A 16,677-nucleotide genomic window follows, 5' to 3' on the forward strand; every position below is an offset into this window, starting at 1 on the left:
AACTGAACGGACGACATGAGACTCGCAGTGGTCGGTGGCGGCTCCACCTACACCCCTGAACTCGTCGACGGCTTCGCGCGGTTGCGCGACACGCTCCCCGTCGACGAACTGGTGCTGATCGACCCGGCCGCGGACCGGCTGGAGCCGGTGGCCGGCCTCGCCCGCCGCATCTTCGCGCACCAGGGCCACGACGCGACCGTGACCGCCACACAGGACCTCGACGCGGGGATCGCCGGTGCCGACGCCGTGCTGCTCCAGCTGCGCGTGGGGGGCCAGGCGGCGCGCCGGCGCGATGAGACATGGCCGCTGGAGTGCGGCTGCGTCGGGCAGGAGACGACCGGTGCGGGGGGACTCGCCAAGGCCCTGCGGACCATCCCCGTCGTGCTGGACATCGCCGAACGGGTCCGCCGCACCAACCCGGACGCCTGGATCATCGACTTCACCAACCCCGTCGGCATCGTCACCCGCGCCCTGCTCCAGGCCGGGCACAAGGCCGTCGGGCTGTGCAACGTGGCGGTCAACCTCCAGCGCAAGTTCGCGAGGCTGCTGGACGTCGCCCCGGAGGAGGTCCACCTCGACCACTGCGGGCTCAACCACCTCACATGGGAGCTGGGCGTACGGCTCGGCGGTCCCGGCGGCACGGACGTCCTCCCTCGGCTGCTCGAGGAGCACGCCGACGGATTCGCGCTGGAGCTGCGGATGCCGCGCCACGTGCTGGAGGCCCTCGGCGTCTTCCCCTCGTACTACCTGCGCTACTACTACGCGCACGACGAGACCGTCCAGGAGCTGCGTACGAAGCCCACACGCGCGGAGGAAGTCGCGGCCATGGAACGGGAGTTGCTGAAGATGTACGGCGACCCCGGCCTCGTGGAGAAGCCCCCGCTGCTGAACGGCCGCGGCGGCGCACTCTACTCGGAGGCGGCGGTGGCGCTCGCGGCGGCGCTGCTGGGCACGGCGGGCTCGTCGGGCACGGCTGGCACGCCTGGCACAGCTGGCACAGCCCGAGAAAACGGCGGCCGGAGCACGAGCGTCCAGGTCGTCAACGTACGCAATGACGGCACACTGCCCTTCCTCCCCGACGACGCGGTGATCGAGGCCCCGACAGAGGTGGGCCGTGAGGGCGCGGCTCCGCTGCCCGCGCCGCGGGTCGGCCCGCTAGAGGCCGGGCTGATGGCGCATGTCACGGCCTATGAGGACCTGGCGCTCGACGCGGCGCTGCGCGGCGGCCGCGAGCGGGTCTTCAAGGCGCTGCTGGCGCACCCGCTGGTCGGGCAGTACGACCGCGCGGACGCGCTCACCGACCGGCTCCTCGCCAACAACCGGGAACACCTCGCGTGGGCCTGACGACCTCGGCCTGCCTGGCGATCGACGCCGGCAACACGAAGACGGACGTGGCCGTTGTCGACGTGGGCGGCGCCGTACTGGGCAGAGCGCGCGGCGGGGGGTTCCAGCCGCACGGCATCGGCGTACGGGCCGCGGTGGACGCGCTCGCCGGCCCCGTCGGCAAGGCGCTCGCCGAGGCGGGAGCGGCGCCCGGGCAGCCGGCGGCGCACGTCTCGGCATGTCTGGCCAACGCCGATCTGCCGCGCGAGGAGCGGGCGTTGACCGCGGCCCTCGCGGCACGCGGCTGGGGCCGCACCACGTACGTCGCCAACGACACCTTCGCGATCCTGCGCGCCGGGCTGCCCGACGACGGCTCCGTACGGCACGGGGTCGCGGTCGTCTGCGGCGCGGGCGTCAACTGCGCGGGCCAGGACGGCGAAGGGCGCACGCACCGCTTCCCCGCCCTCGGCCGGCTCTCGGGCGACTTCGGCGGCGGCGGCGGTCTCGCGGCGGAGGCCGTCTGGCACGCGGCACGCGCGGAGGACGGCCGCGGGGAGGACACCGAGCTCGCCCGCGAACTGCCCTGGCACTACGGGCTCACGTCGATGTACGCGCTGATCGAGGCCCTGCACCTGGGAGACCTGCCGCGCAGCCGCATGCACGAGATCACCCCGGTCCTCTTCAAGATCGCCTCGGCGGGAGACGAGATCGCGCGGGACCTCGTACTGCGGCAGGCCGACGAGCTGGTCTCGATGGTCAAGGTCAGCCTGAAGCGCCTCGACCTGCTGGAGACCCCGACGCCGGTGTTCCTCGGAGGCAGCGTCGTGGCGGCACGCCATCCGCTCCTGCACGACCACCTCACGCGCCAACTGGCCGTACAGGCGCCGAAGGCCGCACCCCAGATCGTCACGGCGCCGCCGGTCCTGGGGTCGGCCCTCCTGGGCCTGGACGAGGCGGGCGCACCGCCGCAGGCACACGCGCGCCTGCGCGCCCACTACGAGTGAGCGCGCAGGCGCGGCCGGATCCCGGCCCGGCCGCCGGACAGGCCTACGTGAGGTGCAGCGTGATCGTCGTCCAGGCGCCGACGTGGACCCGGTCGCCGCTCTTGAGGGGCACCGGGACGAACGGCTGGATCGGGTCCTCGGCTCCGTTGATGGTGGTGCCGTTCGTGGAGTCCTGATCGACCACCGACCAGCTGCCGTCGGGCTGCTGCACCAGCACGGCGTGCTGGTGCGAGACGCCCGGGTCCTCCGGTGTACGGGCCAGATCGATGTCGGGCGCCTCGCCGGTGGAGTGCCGGCGGCGGCCGATGGTGATCTGGTTGCCGGTGAGGGGCAGTTGCTGCTCGGGCGAGTAGGCGGGCAGGTTGAGGCTTCCCGCCTCGGGACCGCTGCGGTCCATCATCGCGGCGAAGTACTCGCGGTCGGGCGCGACCACGGCCACCCACGACCCCGACGGCACGGGCTGCTGCATCTGCTGGCCGCCCTGGTCCGGCCCGCCCGGGCCGGGCTGCTGCGGATACGGATGCTGGGGCGGCGGAGGCGGACCGGCCTGGCCCCCCGGCGCCTGCCCCTGGCCCGGTCCCTGCCCCGGCCCTTGGCCCGTCCCCTGGAAGGGCGGCGGGCCGGGCGGCTGGGGCTGGTCCTGCTGCGGGGCGACCGGCGGGGAGATGGCCCAGTCGCCGCTCGGCGGTGAGGGCTGCTGCGGTCCGCCGGGGGCCGGCGGGGCCATGGGGCCGCCCGCACCCTGGCTCTGGTTCTGGCCGATGCCGGAGCCGGGACCTCCGGGACCGCCCGAGCCTGGACCGCCGGGACCGGGGCCCGGCCCCTGTCCGGGTCCCTGGCCCGGATACCCGCCGGGGCCCTGCCCGCCCGGCTCCGGAGCCAGGGGCTCCGCGGGCCGGTTGACTTGGGACGGACGGTCCGAACTGTCGTATCCGTACTGCTGATCGGAGCCGGAGGACGGAGCGCTGGGGAAGGGCGGCGGCGGACCCGGCTGGCCCGGCACGCCCGGCTGGCTCTGCTGGCCCGGCTGCCCCGGAAATCCGGGAGGAGGCGGGGGCGGACCCGGCTGCCCCGGACCGCCCGGCTGACCCTGGATCCCGGGAGGCGGCGGAGGCGGACCCGGCTGCCCCTGCGGGCCCGGGGCGCCCGGACCGCCCGGGCCGCCCGGCTGGGGAAAGCCGCCCGGCTGCGGCGACTGCTCCGGCGGTACGTACGTCATCGGGGAGTTGGTCAGGAAGTTGTAGTGGCAGCCGTCGCAGAACGGCGTCTGCCCCTCGCGGGGCCTGCCGCACTGGGGGCACGTCTCCCCCTGCGACTGCTGGGGCGGAGGGCCCTGGCCTCCGGGAGCGCCGCCCGGAGCGTCCGGCCCCGGACCGCCCGGACCGCCCGGGCTTCCGGGCCCTCCCGGCCCGGCGCTGCCCGGCCCGGGATAGCCGTAACCCTGAGACGGGGGGCCGGAGGGCACAGGCCCGCCGGGCGGGCCGGGGTAGCCGTATCCGCCTCCGGGGGCCGGCGGTGAGGGCGACGGCGGGACCGAACCGGCGGGTGCGCCGGACGACGCGTCGGCGATGCGGTGACCGCACACCTCGCACCAGTCGTCGACCGCCGACTGGTGTCCATTCGGGCAAGTCGGCATGGTGACTGCCTCCCCCTCGTACTCCTGGACTTCCGTACTGCGTACGTCCTCGCGGGCTCTGTTACCTCTTCACGCGTACCGTCTTCGTGGAACGCGTCTCCAGCGTCATCTCGTCGGCGTCGGCAACCTTCGCCTTCAGCCGAACAGTACCGTTCGCGGCGTCGATGACGTCGACCACCTTCGAAAGCAGCTTCGACGTATCGGCGTTGCCGGAGGCGGCGGCCAGCCGCACCGCACGCCCGAGTTGCACCGTCGCACCCTCTTCGTCCCCCGCCTTGCGCAGCTCCAGCCCCTGCCGGATCGCATCCGCCAGTTCCTCCTGGCCGGTGTAGTGCGCGACTTGCACGTCGATGCCGGTGGTGGAGGCCACATCGTCCGTCCACACCGCGCGGATCAGGCCCTGCGCGAGCGTACGCGGGAGTCCGCCGTCCTCCGGCGGCAGCATCAGCGCGGCGCGGGCCGCCAGCATCTCCTGCCCCACCTCGGCCGGCGGCACCTGGACGCACACGTGGTAGTCGCGGGACTCCTCGCCCCAGGAGCCCGTCGGATAGTCGCCGGAGTGCGGGCCTGCGTCCGTCCGCCGGCCGGTCAGATCCTCGACGGACGGCGCCACCTGCTTGACGAACTTGATCTCCGAGCCCCGCGGCGTCCACAGGCGCAGCGCCACATCCGCGACCTCCTTGCGCATCGCGTTCGCCATGATCTCCGTGAAGTCCGCGGCCAGGCCCTCCGGTTCGGCGACGATGTCGGCGGAGCCGAGGAGCGCCGAGGCGATTCCTGTGACCTCTTTCACCTCCCAGTCGGTACCCACGCCGCGCGCGTCGCATGTGAAGCGGCCGGCGCACTCGTCGAGCACCTCCCGGAGGTCCTCCGGACTCTCGTGCTCGTTGCGGCCGTCGGTGAGGAGGACGGCATGCCGTATCGGGCCTTGGTGGGTGGAGAGCAGCCGGCGGGCGAGCCGGAGCCATGTGCCGATGGCCGTGCCGCCGTCCGAGCGGAGCCTGCGCAGCGCGTTCCGGGCCTCCTCGCGCGTCTCCGGGCCGGCGACGGCCAGGCCGCCGTCGCCGGGGTAGATCTCCCTGGCGTGGTGCGTGCCGGCGACGACCGCGAAGGAGACGCCGTCGTGGAGCGTCTCGACGGCGGCGGCGGTGGCGTCGCGCGCGTTGCGCATCTTCGAGGGCGGGTCGTCCATCGAGCCGGAGCAGTCGATCATGATGACGACCGCGGCGTCCGTACGGAGGGGACCGGACGGCGCGGGCCCGCTCCGCCGCGGTCGATCCCCCGGGGCGGCACCGGCTGCTGATCCGGCGGCCGAGGTGACGGTGAGGATCGCGTCGATCTCCCGCCCGCCCTCCGGCAGATACTCGTTCTGGTACACGTCGATGGAGAACCGCGGTGCGTGCAGCTCGGCGAAATCGGTCATGTTCCGCTCCTGCTCCGTGGCGAAAGGGTCGTCGTGAGACGGGGACGGAACGGAAGACGGCGGCGGTTCCGGAAAGCCGCGCTCCGCGCCCGTGCCGGCGCACCACTGCCACGCTCCCCCGTCGTCGCGGGCCGCCTCTCCGGCCCGGCGTCGTCCCTTCCGCTGCCTCCGCCGCGTCCCGTCAGGCCGGATCGGCGACTTCAGCCGGAAGCGGGAACGGGATGACGGCCACCGTCGCGTTGTCGTGTCCGCCGCCGTCGAGCGCGAAGCCCACCAGTCGCTGCGCCGCGAGCAGCGGACGCGTCCGGCCGTCGGCCGGCACGGCCGCCGCCATCTGCTCAGCGGACTCCGCGTAGTTCCACAGCCCGTCGGTGCACACGATCACGACGCCCGCGCCCTCCGGCTTGTACGACGCGGTGTGCGGCTCGATCTCGTACGCGTCCGCCCCGAGCCATCCCGTGATGGCGTGCGCGCGGGCGTCGGCGTAGGCCTCGTCCTCCGTCATCAGGCCGGCCGCGACCATCTGCGCCGCCCACGAGTCGTCCTCGGTCAGCCGCGCGGGCGGTGCGCCGTGCTCTTCGGGCACCCAGTAGGCGCGGCTGTCCCCGATCCAGCCCACGGTCAGGATGCCCTCCGCCGTGAGCGCTCCGACGATGGTGCAGGCGGGGGCGTTCTTCGAGGGCTCGTTGGGGCCCTCGGCGGCGAGGGCGGTGACCGCCTCGGAGGCGGCGATGAGGGCGTCGTGCATGGCCTGCTGCGGCGGTGTGCCGGCCGGCACGGCCTCGCACATCGCCGCACCGGCGGCGCGGGCCGCTGCGGCGGAGGCGTCGTCGGGACGGGTGGCCGAGGAGACGCCGTCGCAGACGACGGCGATGGTCGCCGAGGCCCCCGCCGGGGTCACCGCCTCGTGGAGCGAATAGAAGTCCTCGTTGCGGTGATGGCGCAGCCCTCGGTCGCTGGCGGCGGCCACCGTCGCCAACGCGCTCTCCATGTGGTCACGTTCGCGCGGCTGCTTGTGGCCGCAGTGGTCGCAGTAGCCGTCGCCGTCCACGGCGCCGGTGCCGCACGCGACGCAGCGCGCGGCGGGCCCTCCCGCGGCCTCCGTGCCCGGCGGCTGCGGCGACGCCCCGCCGGGCGGCACCTCGGACGGCGAGTCGTCCAGCGTCAGGCGGGGGTCGGCGGCGCGCGGGTCCGGAGCGGGAGGCGCCACGGGAGCCTCCGGAGCAGGAGGCGGACCCGGAGCGGCCAGCGGTGGCGGAGGCTGCGGAGGCGGCGGCGCGGACGGCAGCGGCGGCGGGGGCGGGGGCGGCACGGGTGACGCCGGCTGCCCGGCCGGGCCGCCGGGCGCCCCGGGCGGCGGTTGCTCCTGCCTCGACGACGCCGGGAGCGGCGGCGGGGACAGCGGAGGCGCGGGCGACGGCGGGGGTACGGGCGGCCCCTGGACGTCCAGCCCCGGAACCCTGCGCCCCTGAACGGGCCCTGGAGCGGGGGGGCTTGGGGCGGAGGGTGCGCCGAACGCGGGTCCCCCGAAGCCCGGCGCTTCGAAGCCCTGGCCCCCGAAGTCCGGTGCGCCGGAGGCCGGTTCGTCGAAGCCCGGCGACTCCGCCGCCGGTGACGGGAGATGAGGCTGGGCCGTCACGCCGTCCGGCAGCGTACGGTCGTGGCCCGCGTCCGCGACGGGCTCCCCGGCGGGCGCCAGCGTGAAGTCCGGCTCGCCCGCGAGCTGTTCGGGTGCGGGCGGCGGCGTCTGCGCCGGGGTCCGTGCCGCCCCGCTCTCCGGTGCGGCCGGCCACACCGCGCCGGTCGCGGCGCCGGGGACGGTGCCGGCGGCCGTGCCGGGCGCCGGGCGCACGGCCGCCGCGAGGTCGGCGCCGCAGACGCCGCAGAAGCGGTCACCCGCCGCCGGCGGCTCGGAGCAGCTCGGGCACGCGGACACTTGATCAAGCATGGTCACACCCACGTCCTGGGGCGGAACGGGCAGCCCCGTCCCGCCGGTTCGATCCTCTCGGTGCCGGCTCGCGCGAGCCGTACACGTGCGGCAACGTGCTCCGGGGCCGGGCCGCCCGCCCCTGCCGCGGCGGTCACGAGTCCGCCACCCCCTCGGCGCGCGCGGGGCCGCCGCTGCCGCGCCCCTGCCGCGCCGTGAGGACGTCCTGCGCCGCGTGCTGATAGCGCAGCACCGCGTCCTCCGCCGCCCGCAGATCGCACGGCGCGCTCCAGAGCATGCGCCGCGCCGCGTCGTAACGCTCGATCAGCATCCGGTCCTCCGCCATGCCCTGCTGTGCCACCTTCGCCTTGTACGCGTCCAGACGCCCGCGCAGTTCCGCCCGGACGGCCAACGGGGCGGTGACGGCGGAGAGTTGGGCGCGCGCCCGGTCGAGTTCGTCCTCCGCGCGCTGCTCCAGGCTCTCCAGCAGGGGCGAGAGCCGGTGCCACTGGGAGTGGCGCCTGTACTCGGCGGCGGCCGACAGGTCTTCGTGCAGGGCGGTCGCGGGCCCGCTCACCGCGGGGACCTCGGACGCCGCGATCTTCGCCAGCACTTCGCCGCGCGCCTCGCGCGCCTCGGCGAGCGTACGGTCCGCGCGCGAGAGCACGTCGCGCAGGCGCATCAGGCGCTGCTCGGAGTCCTGGCGGACGTTGAGCACGGCGTCGATCTCCCGCCGGATGTCCTCGAGTTGACGGGCCGCCCGGTCGTAGCGGGACGTGTCGGGCCTGCCGCCGCCGGGCGCGCTGCTGCCGCCCGCGGAGGTCCAGAACGCGAGGGGGTCGGAGACCACTTCGGCGCGGAGCGCGGTGAGTTCCTCCGTCGTACGTTCCAGATCGTCGCCGGAGGGGTGCTCCCCCGGGCGCACGCCCACGGAGTGCGCGAGGGAGCGCACGCGCCGCAGTTCGGCGGCGAGCATGTCTATGCGGGCGGGCAGCGCGGACCATACGGAGTCGGCCGCCGCGACCACGTCGAGGGCCTGGGCGTACCAGCTGTTCATCCACTCGACGAGCCCGCCGAGGGTGACTTCCTCCGTGAGCCGCGGCCCTCCGCCCCCTCCGGCCGCGGCGGCGTCCTCGCCGAGCAGGCTGCCGGGGAGGGTGCGCGGTCCGCGCAGCAACCGGGTCAGCTCGACGAGATCCTCGCGGCTGGGCCAGCGCCTGCGCTCGCGCACCTCCTGGGCCTTGGCGAGCGCGCCGCTGTAGTGCTCGAAGACGGTCCACAGCCTGGTGATGGCCGCCTCGGCCCGCGCCCAGCGCCGGGCGGTCGTGCCGGTGAGCTCCGCGCCTTCGAGGAGGCGGCGGCCCGCGTGGTCCTGGAGGGCGAGCAACGACGACTCGACCGCCTCGTGTTCGGCGGTGAGCCGTTCCAGCGCACGGTCGGCCTCCTCCCGGCTCATCACCGGTCCGGTGGGTCCCGCGGGGCCCATCGATCACCTCGCTGCTTCTGTCGTGGTTCTGCTGGTCGGTTCGGGTCGGAGCGGAACGAATCCGCCCGCACGGTACGGACGGTCACGGGCCGGGACTGTCCCGCGATCCCGAACGGTCCCCGCCAGCCGTCCCGTAGTCGCTACCCGTCCCGTACTCGCTACCCGTTCCGTAGTCGCTACCCGCACTCGCCGGGCGGCACTTCCGCGCGGGGCGACAGTTCCCCGCCGGGCGGCGGCGCGAAGGGCGCGGGAGAAGCGCGGACGCCGAAGGCCGCGTCCGCCTCGCGTACGCCTGGTTCACGGCTCGTCGTCCTCCCCCTGGTCGTTGCCCGTCGCGGCCCCCGCCTACGTTGTGCGATGTGTCTGTCGCAACGGGTTGGGGGCCCAGAGCCAGAGTATGGCCATGCGGAACACCAACCACACTGTTTCCACCGGGATCTTGTTCGGATCGGGACCTGCGGAACCGCTCAGGCACCCGCCGCGCGGCCACGCCCCGGGCGGCTCCCCGGAAGGAACACGCGGCCCGTACAGCGGCGGTTCCCGTCACACCAGCAGCCACAGCCCCTTCACGGCGGTGGCCACTCCGCCCGCGAGCGCGAGCCCCAGAATGATGCGGCGCGCCCCCTCCTCCGGCGTGCGGGCGGCCAGCAGGTGCCCCAGCGCGATGCCCGCGCCCATCGTCGCGGCGACCAGCAGCCAGGCGGGACGCGTCAGTTGGGGCAGGCCCTTGGCGGCGACGGACATGAGGTTGACGACGAGCCCGTAGAACTGCGCGTTCGGGACGAACTCACCCGCCGTCCAGCCCGCGTTGACGGCGTAGAGGGAGACCGCCGGACCGCCCGTTCCCGCGGCCGAGTTCATGAATCCGCTGGCCGCTCCGGCCGCCACGGCGCCGCCCCTGCCGTGCAGGGCCCTGACCCGGGCGCCGCAGGCCACCAGCAGCACCGCGGCGGTGATGAGCGTCCCGAACCCGGTCAGCAGCACCGGTTCCGGAAGGCGCAGCGCGAGCCACGCCCCCAGCGGCACCGTGAGGGCGGCGGCCGCCACGAGCGGAACCATGGTGCGCAGCCGTACCTCCCGCCAGCTCGACGCGAGTCCGGCGACGCCGATGACGACGCCCGCGCAGTTGACCAGCGCGACGCCCTGCACCGGCCCCATGAGCAGCACCAGCCCGGGTGAGGCGAGCAGTCCGAAGCCGATGCCGGTCAGCCGCTGCACCGACGAGCCCAGCAGCACCGCGCCGCCGAGCAGGGTGAAGAAGGGCAGGCCGCTGAGCATTCTCCGAAAGTAGAGGCCGCTCAGGGAAGACTGGAGGGGCAGAGCGCGGAAATCCTTCCGGGGTGCGGAAGTTCACATCCGGGCACCGAAGCCGAAGCCGGCGGCCCGGTTCGCGATCCGCGGTCCGCAACCCGCCCTCCACTACCCGGAGTCGATCCGGAAGCGCTCATATGCCGGGCCGCACCGAGGAGTTCACCACCGCGGGTTCACAACCCACCGTCGAGCGGCCAGGTGTGCGGCCCGTCCGGATCGTCGAGCCACGCCCACTGGACTCCGTCCCGGACCGTCACGCCGTAGCGCTCCCGCTCGGGACGGCCGGCGCCGCGCCACAGTTCGTACGCGTCCAACGGCTCGACCGAGCCCCCGGTGAGGCTGAAGAGGAACTGGAAGGAGTCGTGCCGTTGTGCGTGCCGCGGGATCCCCTGGGCGCTCCGCCGCATCGCCGCCCGCGCCTGCGCCCCCGGCCCGGTGCCGCCGCGCAGCGGCACGAAGAAGGCGGGAGTCGGGAGGAAGCGGCCCTCCCCGTCGCGCGGCCCGTCCACGCGCAGCGGCACGAGCCCCGTTCCCACCGGCGCGAGCAGCAGCGCACCCGGCACGCACTGCCCGAGCCATGCGTGCGGCACGGCGGGCAGCGCACATGTGGCGATGACGCGGTCGTACGGGGCGTACGCCGGGACGCCCAGCACACCGTCGCCCGTGACGACCCGGGGCCGGTACCCGGCCGCCGCCAGATGCTCCCGTGCGGCGTCGGTGATGGCGGGATCGAGGTCCACGCTGGCGACCCGCGCGTCGCCCAGCCGGTGCGCGAGCAGCGCCGCGTTGTAGCCGGAGCCGGTGCCGATCTCCAGGACGCGCATGCCGTCGCGTACGTCCAGCGCCTCCAGCATGCGCGCCATCAGGGAGGGCTGGCTGCTGGAGGAGATCAGCTCGCCGTCGCGCACGCGCGTGGCCAGCGGCACGTCGTCGTAGACGCCCTCGAGCCAGCGCTGCCGGCGCTCGGGGTCGGGGTCGTCCCGCCACAGCCGCTCCCGGCCGCCGCCGGAGACGGTCACGTAGTAGTACGGCACGAAGAGCTCGCGCGGCACCTCGCCGAAGGCGGCCTGCCACGCGGGATCGGCGAGTCCACCGCCGGCGACGATCTGCCGCACAAGATCCGGAGCAGCTGGCATGCCTCCACTGTGCTGCGAGGAAGCCGTACGCGCGAGGCCTGAAGGTGACCTTCCGCCACTAGCCTCCGTCCATGACCGAGAAAGCAATCACTGCCGAGGGGCTGCGCAAGCGATACGGGGAGACTCAGGCCGTCGACGGCGTCTCCTTCGAGGTGGAACGAGGCGAGTTCTACGGCATCCTCGGCCCGAACGGGGCAGGCAAGACCACCACCCTCGAGATCGTCGAGGGCCTCAGGGAGCCCGACGAGGGCACTGCCCGTCTGCTGGGCGAGGCCTCCTGGCCGCGCAACCCGGCGCTCCTGCACCGGATAGGCGTGCAGCTTCAGGCCTCCGCGTTCTTCGAGCGGCTCAGCGCCCGCGAGCAGATACACACCTTCGCCTCCCTCTACGGCGTCTCCGGTGCCCGCGCGGACGAGATGCTCGAGACCGTCGGGCTCACCGACAAGCGGGGCACCCGCGAGAACAAGCTCTCCGGCGGGCAGGCGCAGCGGCTCTCCATAGCCTGCGCGCTCGTGCACGACCCCGAACTGCTCTTCCTCGACGAGCCCACCACCGGCCTGGACCCTCAGGCCCGGCGGAACCTGTGGGACCTGCTCCGCACCATCAACTCCGAAGGCCGCACGGTCGTCCTCACGACGCACTACATGGACGAGGCCGAGACGCTGTGCGACCGGGTGGCCGTCATGGACGACGGCCGGATCCTGCGCGTGGGCGCCCCCGCGCAGCTGATCGAGGAGCTCGGGGTGCGGTCGCTGGAGGACGTCTTCCTCCAGCTCACGGGGAGGGAGTACCGGGAATGAAGACCTTCGTCAGCCTCTCCAAGGCCATGGCGCTCGGACTGCTGAGGGACCGGGCCGCCGTCTTCTTCATGCTCGTCTTCCCGCTGATGTTCCTCGCGCTCTTCGGCGCACTGTTCGGCAACGACTCCACGGCGCAGGCGAAGATCGTCCAGGTCGGAAACGTCAAGATCCTCGACAGCATCCCGGACAAGGAACGCGCTCAGCTGCGCGACGTGTTGAGCATCGAGAAGACGGACGGCTCGGCCGCCGCGCGCGCCGAGGCGCTGAAGAAGGTGCGCGAGGGCGACACGGACGCCGCCGTCTTCCAGGACGGCAAGGGCGAGATCGCGCTGCGCTACTCGGCCGCCGACTCGGTGCGCTCCGGCAACGTGCGCGGCGTCGTCGACTCCGTGGTCCAGCAGGCGAACCAGGAGGCGACGGGGCAGCCGCCCGCATACCGGCTGACCGCGAAGCGCGTCGAGGACAAGTCCGTCAAGCCCATACAGTTCCTGACCCCCGGGCTGCTGAGCTGGGCCGTCGCGATGGGCGGCGTGTTCGGGTCGGCGTTCAACCTCGTCAGCTGGCGCAAGAAGCGCATCCTGCGGCGGCTGTGGCTGGCGCCCGTGGGGCCCGGCTCGGTGATCGGGGCGCGGGTCGGGGTGAATCTGGCCCTGGCGTTCGCGCAGACCGGCATCTTCATCGGCCTCGCGAGGCTCCCGTACTACGGTCTCCAGCTGTCCGGGAACTGGTGGATGTGCCTGCCCCTGGTCGCCTGCGGAACGCTCGCGTTCATGTCGATCGGCCTGCTCATCGGCTCGTGGGCGAAGACGGAAGAGGCCGCGAACGGTCTCGCCCAGATCATCGTGCTGCCCATGGCCTTCCTGTCGGGGTCATTCTTCCCGCTGGAGCTCGCGCCGGGCTGGGTGCGCACCGTCTCCGGCTATCTGCCGCTGACGCACCTCGCCGAGGCGATGCAGGCCGTGGTGAGCAGAGGCGAGGGCTGGGGCGCTGCGCTCCCCGTGATGGGCGGGCTGCTGCTGTTCGCGGCGGTGGTGACGCTCATCGCCTCGCGGCTCTTCCGCTGGGACGACGCGTAGGGCCTGCGGCCCGAGGCCCGGGCAGGGGCTTGGTGGGGCAGGTGCGCGCGCCTGTGCGCGGCACTCCCACCGCGGCCTCGCCGGGCCTCGCGGCCCCTTACCCGGTACGAGGCCTGATGGCCCCGCGGAGGCATCTGCGACCATGGGGGACGTGATGGAGATTCCACGCGGCAGCTTGCAGACGCAGACCTTCTACGAGCAGGTCGGGGGCGAGGAGACCTTCCGGCGGCTCGTGCACCGCTTCTACCAGGGTGTCGCCGAGGACCCGCTGCTGCGGCCCATGTACCCGGAGGAGGACCTCGGCCCGGCCGAGGAGCGCCTGACGCTCTTCCTCATCCAGTACTGGGGCGGCCCCCGCACCTACAGCGACCAGCGCGGTCATCCGCGGCTTCGCATGCGGCACGTGCCGTTCAAGGTCGACCGAGCCGCGCACGACGCATGGCTCAAGCACATGCGGGAGGCCGTCGACAGCCTCGGCCTCGCACCCGAACACGAGCGCCAGCTCTGGGACTACCTCGTGTACGCGGCCGGCTCCATGGTCAACTCCCCGGACTGAGCGGGCGGTTGGCTCCGGACGGGCGCGACGCCCACCCGGCCTGAGGGGTGGGACCCGTCAGGCCGGTCAAGCCGGTCAGACCGGAGTGACGCTCAGCCCCGGCCCCTTGTCGCCGCCGCGCACCACCACCGAACCGGCGGGTGTGCGCAGCCGCAGCCAGGAGCCGGACCGGAGCAGCTTCAGCTGCCCCTCGCCCGCCAGGAAGCCCAGCGCGTGCGCGGCGTGCGCGGCGCGCAGCGGCAGCCGGGTTTGGCCCAGCGGCCGGGACCAGATCTCCTCGGCGAGCGCGTCGAGCTTCTCGCGGGTACGCTCCTGCCGGCCCAACTTCTCGGCGCGCTCGCGGAATTCGCCGACGGCCGCCGCGGCCACCGCCCGCACCGCGTCCGCCGGAACCTCGCCGAAGGCCTCCCAGCCTCCGCGCGGCGGCAGCAGACCCGCCCAGGGCGGGCCCGTCACCGCCCTCGGCACGGTGAACGCCTCGGCCGACTCCTCGATGCCCTCCAGGAGTTCGCCCGCCGAGACCGTGACGTCCACGTCCGCGGGCTCCAGCAGCCGCGCCGTACGCACGGCCAGCACCTCGAAGCGGGCGGGCTTCGCGAAGAAGCCGATCACGCCGCCGCCGGACTGGATGCGCACGGCGGCGGCCTTCTCCCAGCGCAGCAGCCGCTGAAGGAAGGCGTCGAGCCCCGCGGCCTCTCCCGGGTCAGCGAATACGAGGCGCTGCCGCGCTGTCATCGAAGTAGTCCTCCAGGAACGCCCGTTCGCCGGGGGTGAGCCGCCGCGGGCGCTCCTTCTCCAGGTCGTAGGGGACGAGGACGGTCTCGGCCCGTACGTACACGGTCCCCGCGTCCTTGATCTCGTACGCCAGCGTGGCCGAGGCCGCGTTCAGCTTCGTCACCCAGGTCTCGACCGTGACCGGCTCGTACCGGTGGAAGAGCGGACGCAGGTAGTCGATCTCATGCCGGGCCACCACGCATCCCGCCTTGAACGGCGGCGGCTCCTCCGGGGACTCAGCGGAGGACGAAGAGGACGACGCGGACGAGGCGGCCACGGACTCCCCCGCGAGCCGGAACATGAAGTCGATCCGCGCCTCCTCCAGATAGCGGAGGTGGACGACGTTGTTGACGTGCCCGTAGGCGTCCATGTCCGACCAGCGCAGGGGACACCGGTATGTGTGACGCACGTGAACCGATCAGCCTGCCTCAGCCTCGGGTGAGCTTCTTGTACGTGGCGCGGTGCGGGCGCGCGGCGTCCGGACCCAGCCGCTCGATCTTGTTCTTCTCGTAGGACTCGAAGTTGCCCTCGAACCAGAACCACTTGGACTCGCCCTCGTAGGCGAGGATGTGCGTCGCGACGCGGTCCAGGAACCAGCGGTCGTGGGAGACGACCACGGCGCAGCCGGGGAAGTCCAGCAGCGCGTTCTCCAGCGAGGAGAGCGTCTCGACGTCGAGGTCGTTGGTCGGCTCGTCGAGCAGGAGCAGATTGCCGCCCTGCTTGAGCGTGAGCGCCAGGTTCAGCCGGTTGCGCTCACCGCCGGAGAGCACGCCCGCGGGCTTCTGCTGGTCCGGCCCCTTGAAGCCGAACGCCGAGACGTACGCGCGCGAAGGCATCTCGACCTGGCCGACGTTGATGTAGTCCAGCTCGTCGGAGACGACGGCCCACAGCGACTTCTTCCCGTCGATGTTCGCCCTGGTCTGGTCGACGTAGGAGATCTTGACGGAGTCGCCGACCTTGATGACGCCGGAGTCCGGCTCCTCCATGCCCTGGATCATCTTGAACAGGGTGGTCTTGCCCGCGCCGTTCGGCCCGATCACGCCGACGATGCCGTTGCGCGGGAGCGTGAAGGAGAGGTCGTCGATGAGGACCTTGTCGCCGAACGCCTTGCTGAGGTGCTCGACTTCGACGACGACGTTGCCCAGGCGCGGCCCCGGCGGGATCTGGATCTCCTCGAAGTCCAGCTTCCGCGTCTTCTCGGCCTCGGCCGCCATCTCCTCGTAACGCGTCAGCCTGGCACGGGACTTGGCCTGCCGGCCCTTGGCGTTGGAGCGGACCCACTCCAGCTCGTCCTTGAGCCGCTTCGCGCGCTTGGCGTCCTTCTGGCCCTCGACCTTCAGCCGGGACTGCTTCTTCTCCAGGTACGTGGAGTAGTTGCCCTCGTAGCCGATGGCACGGCCGCGGTCGAGCTCCATGATCCAGCCGGCGACGTTGTCGAGGAAGTACCTGTCGTGGGTGATCGCGACGACGGTGCCGGGGTACTGCGCGAGGTGCTGCTCCAGCCACTGGACGGACTCGGCGTCCAGGTGGTTGGTGGGCTCGTCGAGGAGGAGCAGGTCGGGCTGCTCCAGCAGCAGCTTGCACAGCGCGACGCGGCGCTTCTCACCGCCGGAGAGATTGGTGACGGGCCAGTCGCCGGGCGGGCAGCCCAGCGCGTCCATGGCCTGTTCGAGCTGCGACTCCAGGTCCCAGGCACCGGCGTGGTCGAGCTGCTCCTGGAGCTTGCCCATCTCCTCCATCAGCTCGTCGGTGTAGTCGGTCGCCATCTGCTCGGCGATCTCGTTGAACCGGTCGAGCTTTCCCTTGGTCTCCGCGACACCGGCCTCGACGTTCTCCAGCACGGTCTTCGACTCGTCCAGCGGCGGCTCCTGGAGCAGGATGCCGACGCTGTAGCCGGGGGCGAGCTGCGCGTCGCCGTTGGAGGGCTGGTCGAGCCCCGCCATGATGCGCAGCACCGTCGACTTGCCGGCGCCGTTCGGTCCCACGACACCGATCTTCGCGCCGGGCAGGAAGCTCAAGGTGACGTCGTCGAGGATCACCTTGTCTCCGTGCGCCTTGCGCGCCTTGCGAAGGGTGTAGATGTACTCAGCCAAGAGGAACCGTCCGGCAGTCAGTAGGTTTTCGGAGCGCGGCCCTGCCGCGTAGACAGACGGCCGCGTGGACAGACGACACCCATCTTGCCGCACACGGACCCGCACTCCGAAACGGGGAGCAGAGGCCAGGCA

14 protein-coding genes are annotated in these 16,677 nt (G+C 73.1%); 5 read left to right on the forward strand and 9 right to left on the reverse strand.

Annotated elements, in window-relative coordinates:
* Window positions 1-15 precede the first annotated feature (15 nt).
* The gene (locus QQM67_RS19430) at window positions 16-1,344 is read left to right on the forward strand and encodes a 6-phospho-beta-glucosidase (RefSeq protein WP_314175226.1); all 1,329 of its coding nucleotides are present in this window, start codon (window positions 16-18) and stop codon (window positions 1,342-1,344) included.
* Window positions 1,335-2,327, forward strand: a complete 993-nt coding sequence (locus QQM67_RS19435; protein ID WP_314175227.1) for an N-acetylglucosamine kinase — start codon at window positions 1,335-1,337, stop codon at window positions 2,325-2,327. The genes QQM67_RS19430 and QQM67_RS19435 overlap by 10 nt, the downstream gene beginning before the upstream one ends.
* Before the next feature lie 43 nt (window positions 2,328-2,370).
* Here QQM67_RS19435 and QQM67_RS19440 read toward each other — a convergent pair whose 3' ends face one another.
* From QQM67_RS19440 to QQM67_RS19465, 6 genes are all read right to left on the reverse strand, one after another.
* Entirely contained in the window at window positions 2,371-3,963 is a 1,593-nt protein-coding gene (locus QQM67_RS19440; RefSeq protein ID WP_314175228.1) for an FHA domain-containing protein, read from the reverse strand.
* 61 nt (window positions 3,964-4,024) lie between these two features.
* Window positions 4,025-5,386 (reverse strand): vWA domain-containing protein, encoded by a 1,362-nt coding sequence (locus QQM67_RS19445; RefSeq protein WP_314175229.1) that lies wholly within the window; start codon window positions 5,384-5,386, stop codon window positions 4,025-4,027.
* 181 nt (window positions 5,387-5,567) lie between these two features.
* Window positions 5,568-7,334 carry a PP2C family protein-serine/threonine phosphatase gene (locus QQM67_RS19450; RefSeq protein WP_314175230.1) on the reverse strand — a complete coding sequence of 589 codons (1,767 nt, stop codon included), beginning with the start codon at window positions 7,332-7,334 and terminating at the stop codon, window positions 5,568-5,570.
* A gap of 133 nt (window positions 7,335-7,467) precedes the next feature.
* Window positions 7,468-8,799: a hypothetical protein gene (locus QQM67_RS19455; RefSeq protein ID WP_314175231.1), complete on the reverse strand. Its 1,332-nt coding sequence runs from the start codon at window positions 8,797-8,799 to the stop codon at window positions 7,468-7,470.
* A 543-nt stretch (window positions 8,800-9,342) separates the two neighbouring features.
* On the reverse strand, window positions 9,343-10,077 hold the full coding sequence (locus QQM67_RS19460) for a sulfite exporter TauE/SafE family protein (RefSeq protein WP_314175232.1): 735 nt from the start codon (window positions 10,075-10,077) through the stop codon (window positions 9,343-9,345).
* A gap of 206 nt (window positions 10,078-10,283) precedes the next feature.
* Window positions 10,284-11,246 (reverse strand): methyltransferase domain-containing protein, encoded by a 963-nt coding sequence (locus QQM67_RS19465; RefSeq protein WP_314175233.1) that lies wholly within the window; start codon window positions 11,244-11,246, stop codon window positions 10,284-10,286.
* Between the two features lie 71 nt (window positions 11,247-11,317).
* Between QQM67_RS19465 and QQM67_RS19470 the strand changes: the two genes are divergently transcribed.
* The 3 genes from QQM67_RS19470 (at window position 11,318) to QQM67_RS19480 (ending at window position 13,678) form a co-directional block, all read left to right on the forward strand.
* Entirely contained in the window at window positions 11,318-12,046 is a 729-nt protein-coding gene (locus tag QQM67_RS19470; RefSeq protein WP_314175234.1) for an ABC transporter ATP-binding protein, read from the forward strand.
* The gene (locus QQM67_RS19475; protein ID WP_314175235.1) at window positions 12,043-13,122 is read left to right on the forward strand and encodes an ABC transporter permease; all 1,080 of its coding nucleotides are present in this window, start codon (window positions 12,043-12,045) and stop codon (window positions 13,120-13,122) included. The genes QQM67_RS19470 and QQM67_RS19475 overlap by 4 nt, the downstream gene beginning before the upstream one ends.
* 142 nt (window positions 13,123-13,264) lie before the next feature.
* Window positions 13,265-13,678, forward strand: a complete 414-nt coding sequence (locus tag QQM67_RS19480; protein WP_314175236.1) for a globin — start codon at window positions 13,265-13,267, stop codon at window positions 13,676-13,678.
* A gap of 75 nt (window positions 13,679-13,753) precedes the next feature.
* On the opposite strand, the gene QQM67_RS19485 is transcribed toward QQM67_RS19480, so the two are convergent.
* Genes QQM67_RS19485 through ettA form a run of 3 tightly spaced genes read right to left on the reverse strand, consistent with a single transcriptional unit; the run spans window position 13,754 to window position 16,545 of the window.
* Entirely contained in the window at window positions 13,754-14,413 is a 660-nt protein-coding gene (locus QQM67_RS19485; RefSeq protein WP_314175237.1) for a hypothetical protein, read from the reverse strand.
* Window positions 14,382-14,822 (reverse strand): acyl-CoA thioesterase, encoded by a 441-nt coding sequence (locus tag QQM67_RS19490; protein ID WP_314175238.1) that lies wholly within the window; start codon window positions 14,820-14,822, stop codon window positions 14,382-14,384. The genes QQM67_RS19485 and QQM67_RS19490 overlap by 32 nt, the downstream gene beginning before the upstream one ends.
* A 58-nt stretch (window positions 14,823-14,880) precedes the next feature.
* A complete protein-coding gene (gene ettA / locus QQM67_RS19495; RefSeq protein WP_314175239.1) occupies window positions 14,881-16,545 on the reverse strand; it encodes an energy-dependent translational throttle protein EttA in 1,665 nt (554 codons plus the stop codon).
* Window positions 16,546-16,677 lie beyond the last annotated feature (132 nt).

The sequence above is a fragment of the Streptomyces winkii genome, assembly GCF_032248595.1.
GTDB lineage: Bacteria > Actinomycetota > Actinomycetes > Streptomycetales > Streptomycetaceae > Streptomyces > Streptomyces winkii.

Bases quoted from the DNA above. Each gene is read 5' to 3' on its own strand.
- QQM67_RS19430 (WP_314175226.1), top strand. From the start codon at position 16: ATGAGACTCGCAGTGGTCGGTGGCGGCTCCACCTACACCCCTGAACTC.
- QQM67_RS19440 (WP_314175228.1), bottom strand. From the start codon at position 3,963: ATGCCGACTTGCCCGAATGGACACCAGTCGGCGGTCGACGACTGGTGC.
- QQM67_RS19445 (WP_314175229.1), bottom strand. From the start codon at position 5,386: ATGACCGATTTCGCCGAGCTGCACGCACCGCGGTTCTCCATCGACGTG.
- QQM67_RS19450 (WP_314175230.1), bottom strand. From the start codon at position 7,334: ATGCTTGATCAAGTGTCCGCGTGCCCGAGCTGCTCCGAGCCGCCGGCG.
- QQM67_RS19455 (WP_314175231.1), bottom strand. From the start codon at position 8,799: ATGGGCCCCGCGGGACCCACCGGACCGGTGATGAGCCGGGAGGAGGCC.
- QQM67_RS19460 (WP_314175232.1), bottom strand. From the start codon at position 10,077: ATGCTCAGCGGCCTGCCCTTCTTCACCCTGCTCGGCGGCGCGGTGCTG.
- QQM67_RS19465 (WP_314175233.1), bottom strand. From the start codon at position 11,246: ATGCCAGCTGCTCCGGATCTTGTGCGGCAGATCGTCGCCGGCGGTGGA.
- QQM67_RS19470 (WP_314175234.1), top strand. From the start codon at position 11,318: ATGACCGAGAAAGCAATCACTGCCGAGGGGCTGCGCAAGCGATACGGG.
- QQM67_RS19475 (WP_314175235.1), top strand. From the start codon at position 12,043: ATGAAGACCTTCGTCAGCCTCTCCAAGGCCATGGCGCTCGGACTGCTG.
- QQM67_RS19480 (WP_314175236.1), top strand. From the start codon at position 13,265: ATGGGGGACGTGATGGAGATTCCACGCGGCAGCTTGCAGACGCAGACC.
- QQM67_RS19485 (WP_314175237.1), bottom strand. From the start codon at position 14,413: ATGACAGCGCGGCAGCGCCTCGTATTCGCTGACCCGGGAGAGGCCGCG.
- QQM67_RS19490 (WP_314175238.1), bottom strand. From the start codon at position 14,822: ATGGACGCCTACGGGCACGTCAACAACGTCGTCCACCTCCGCTATCTG.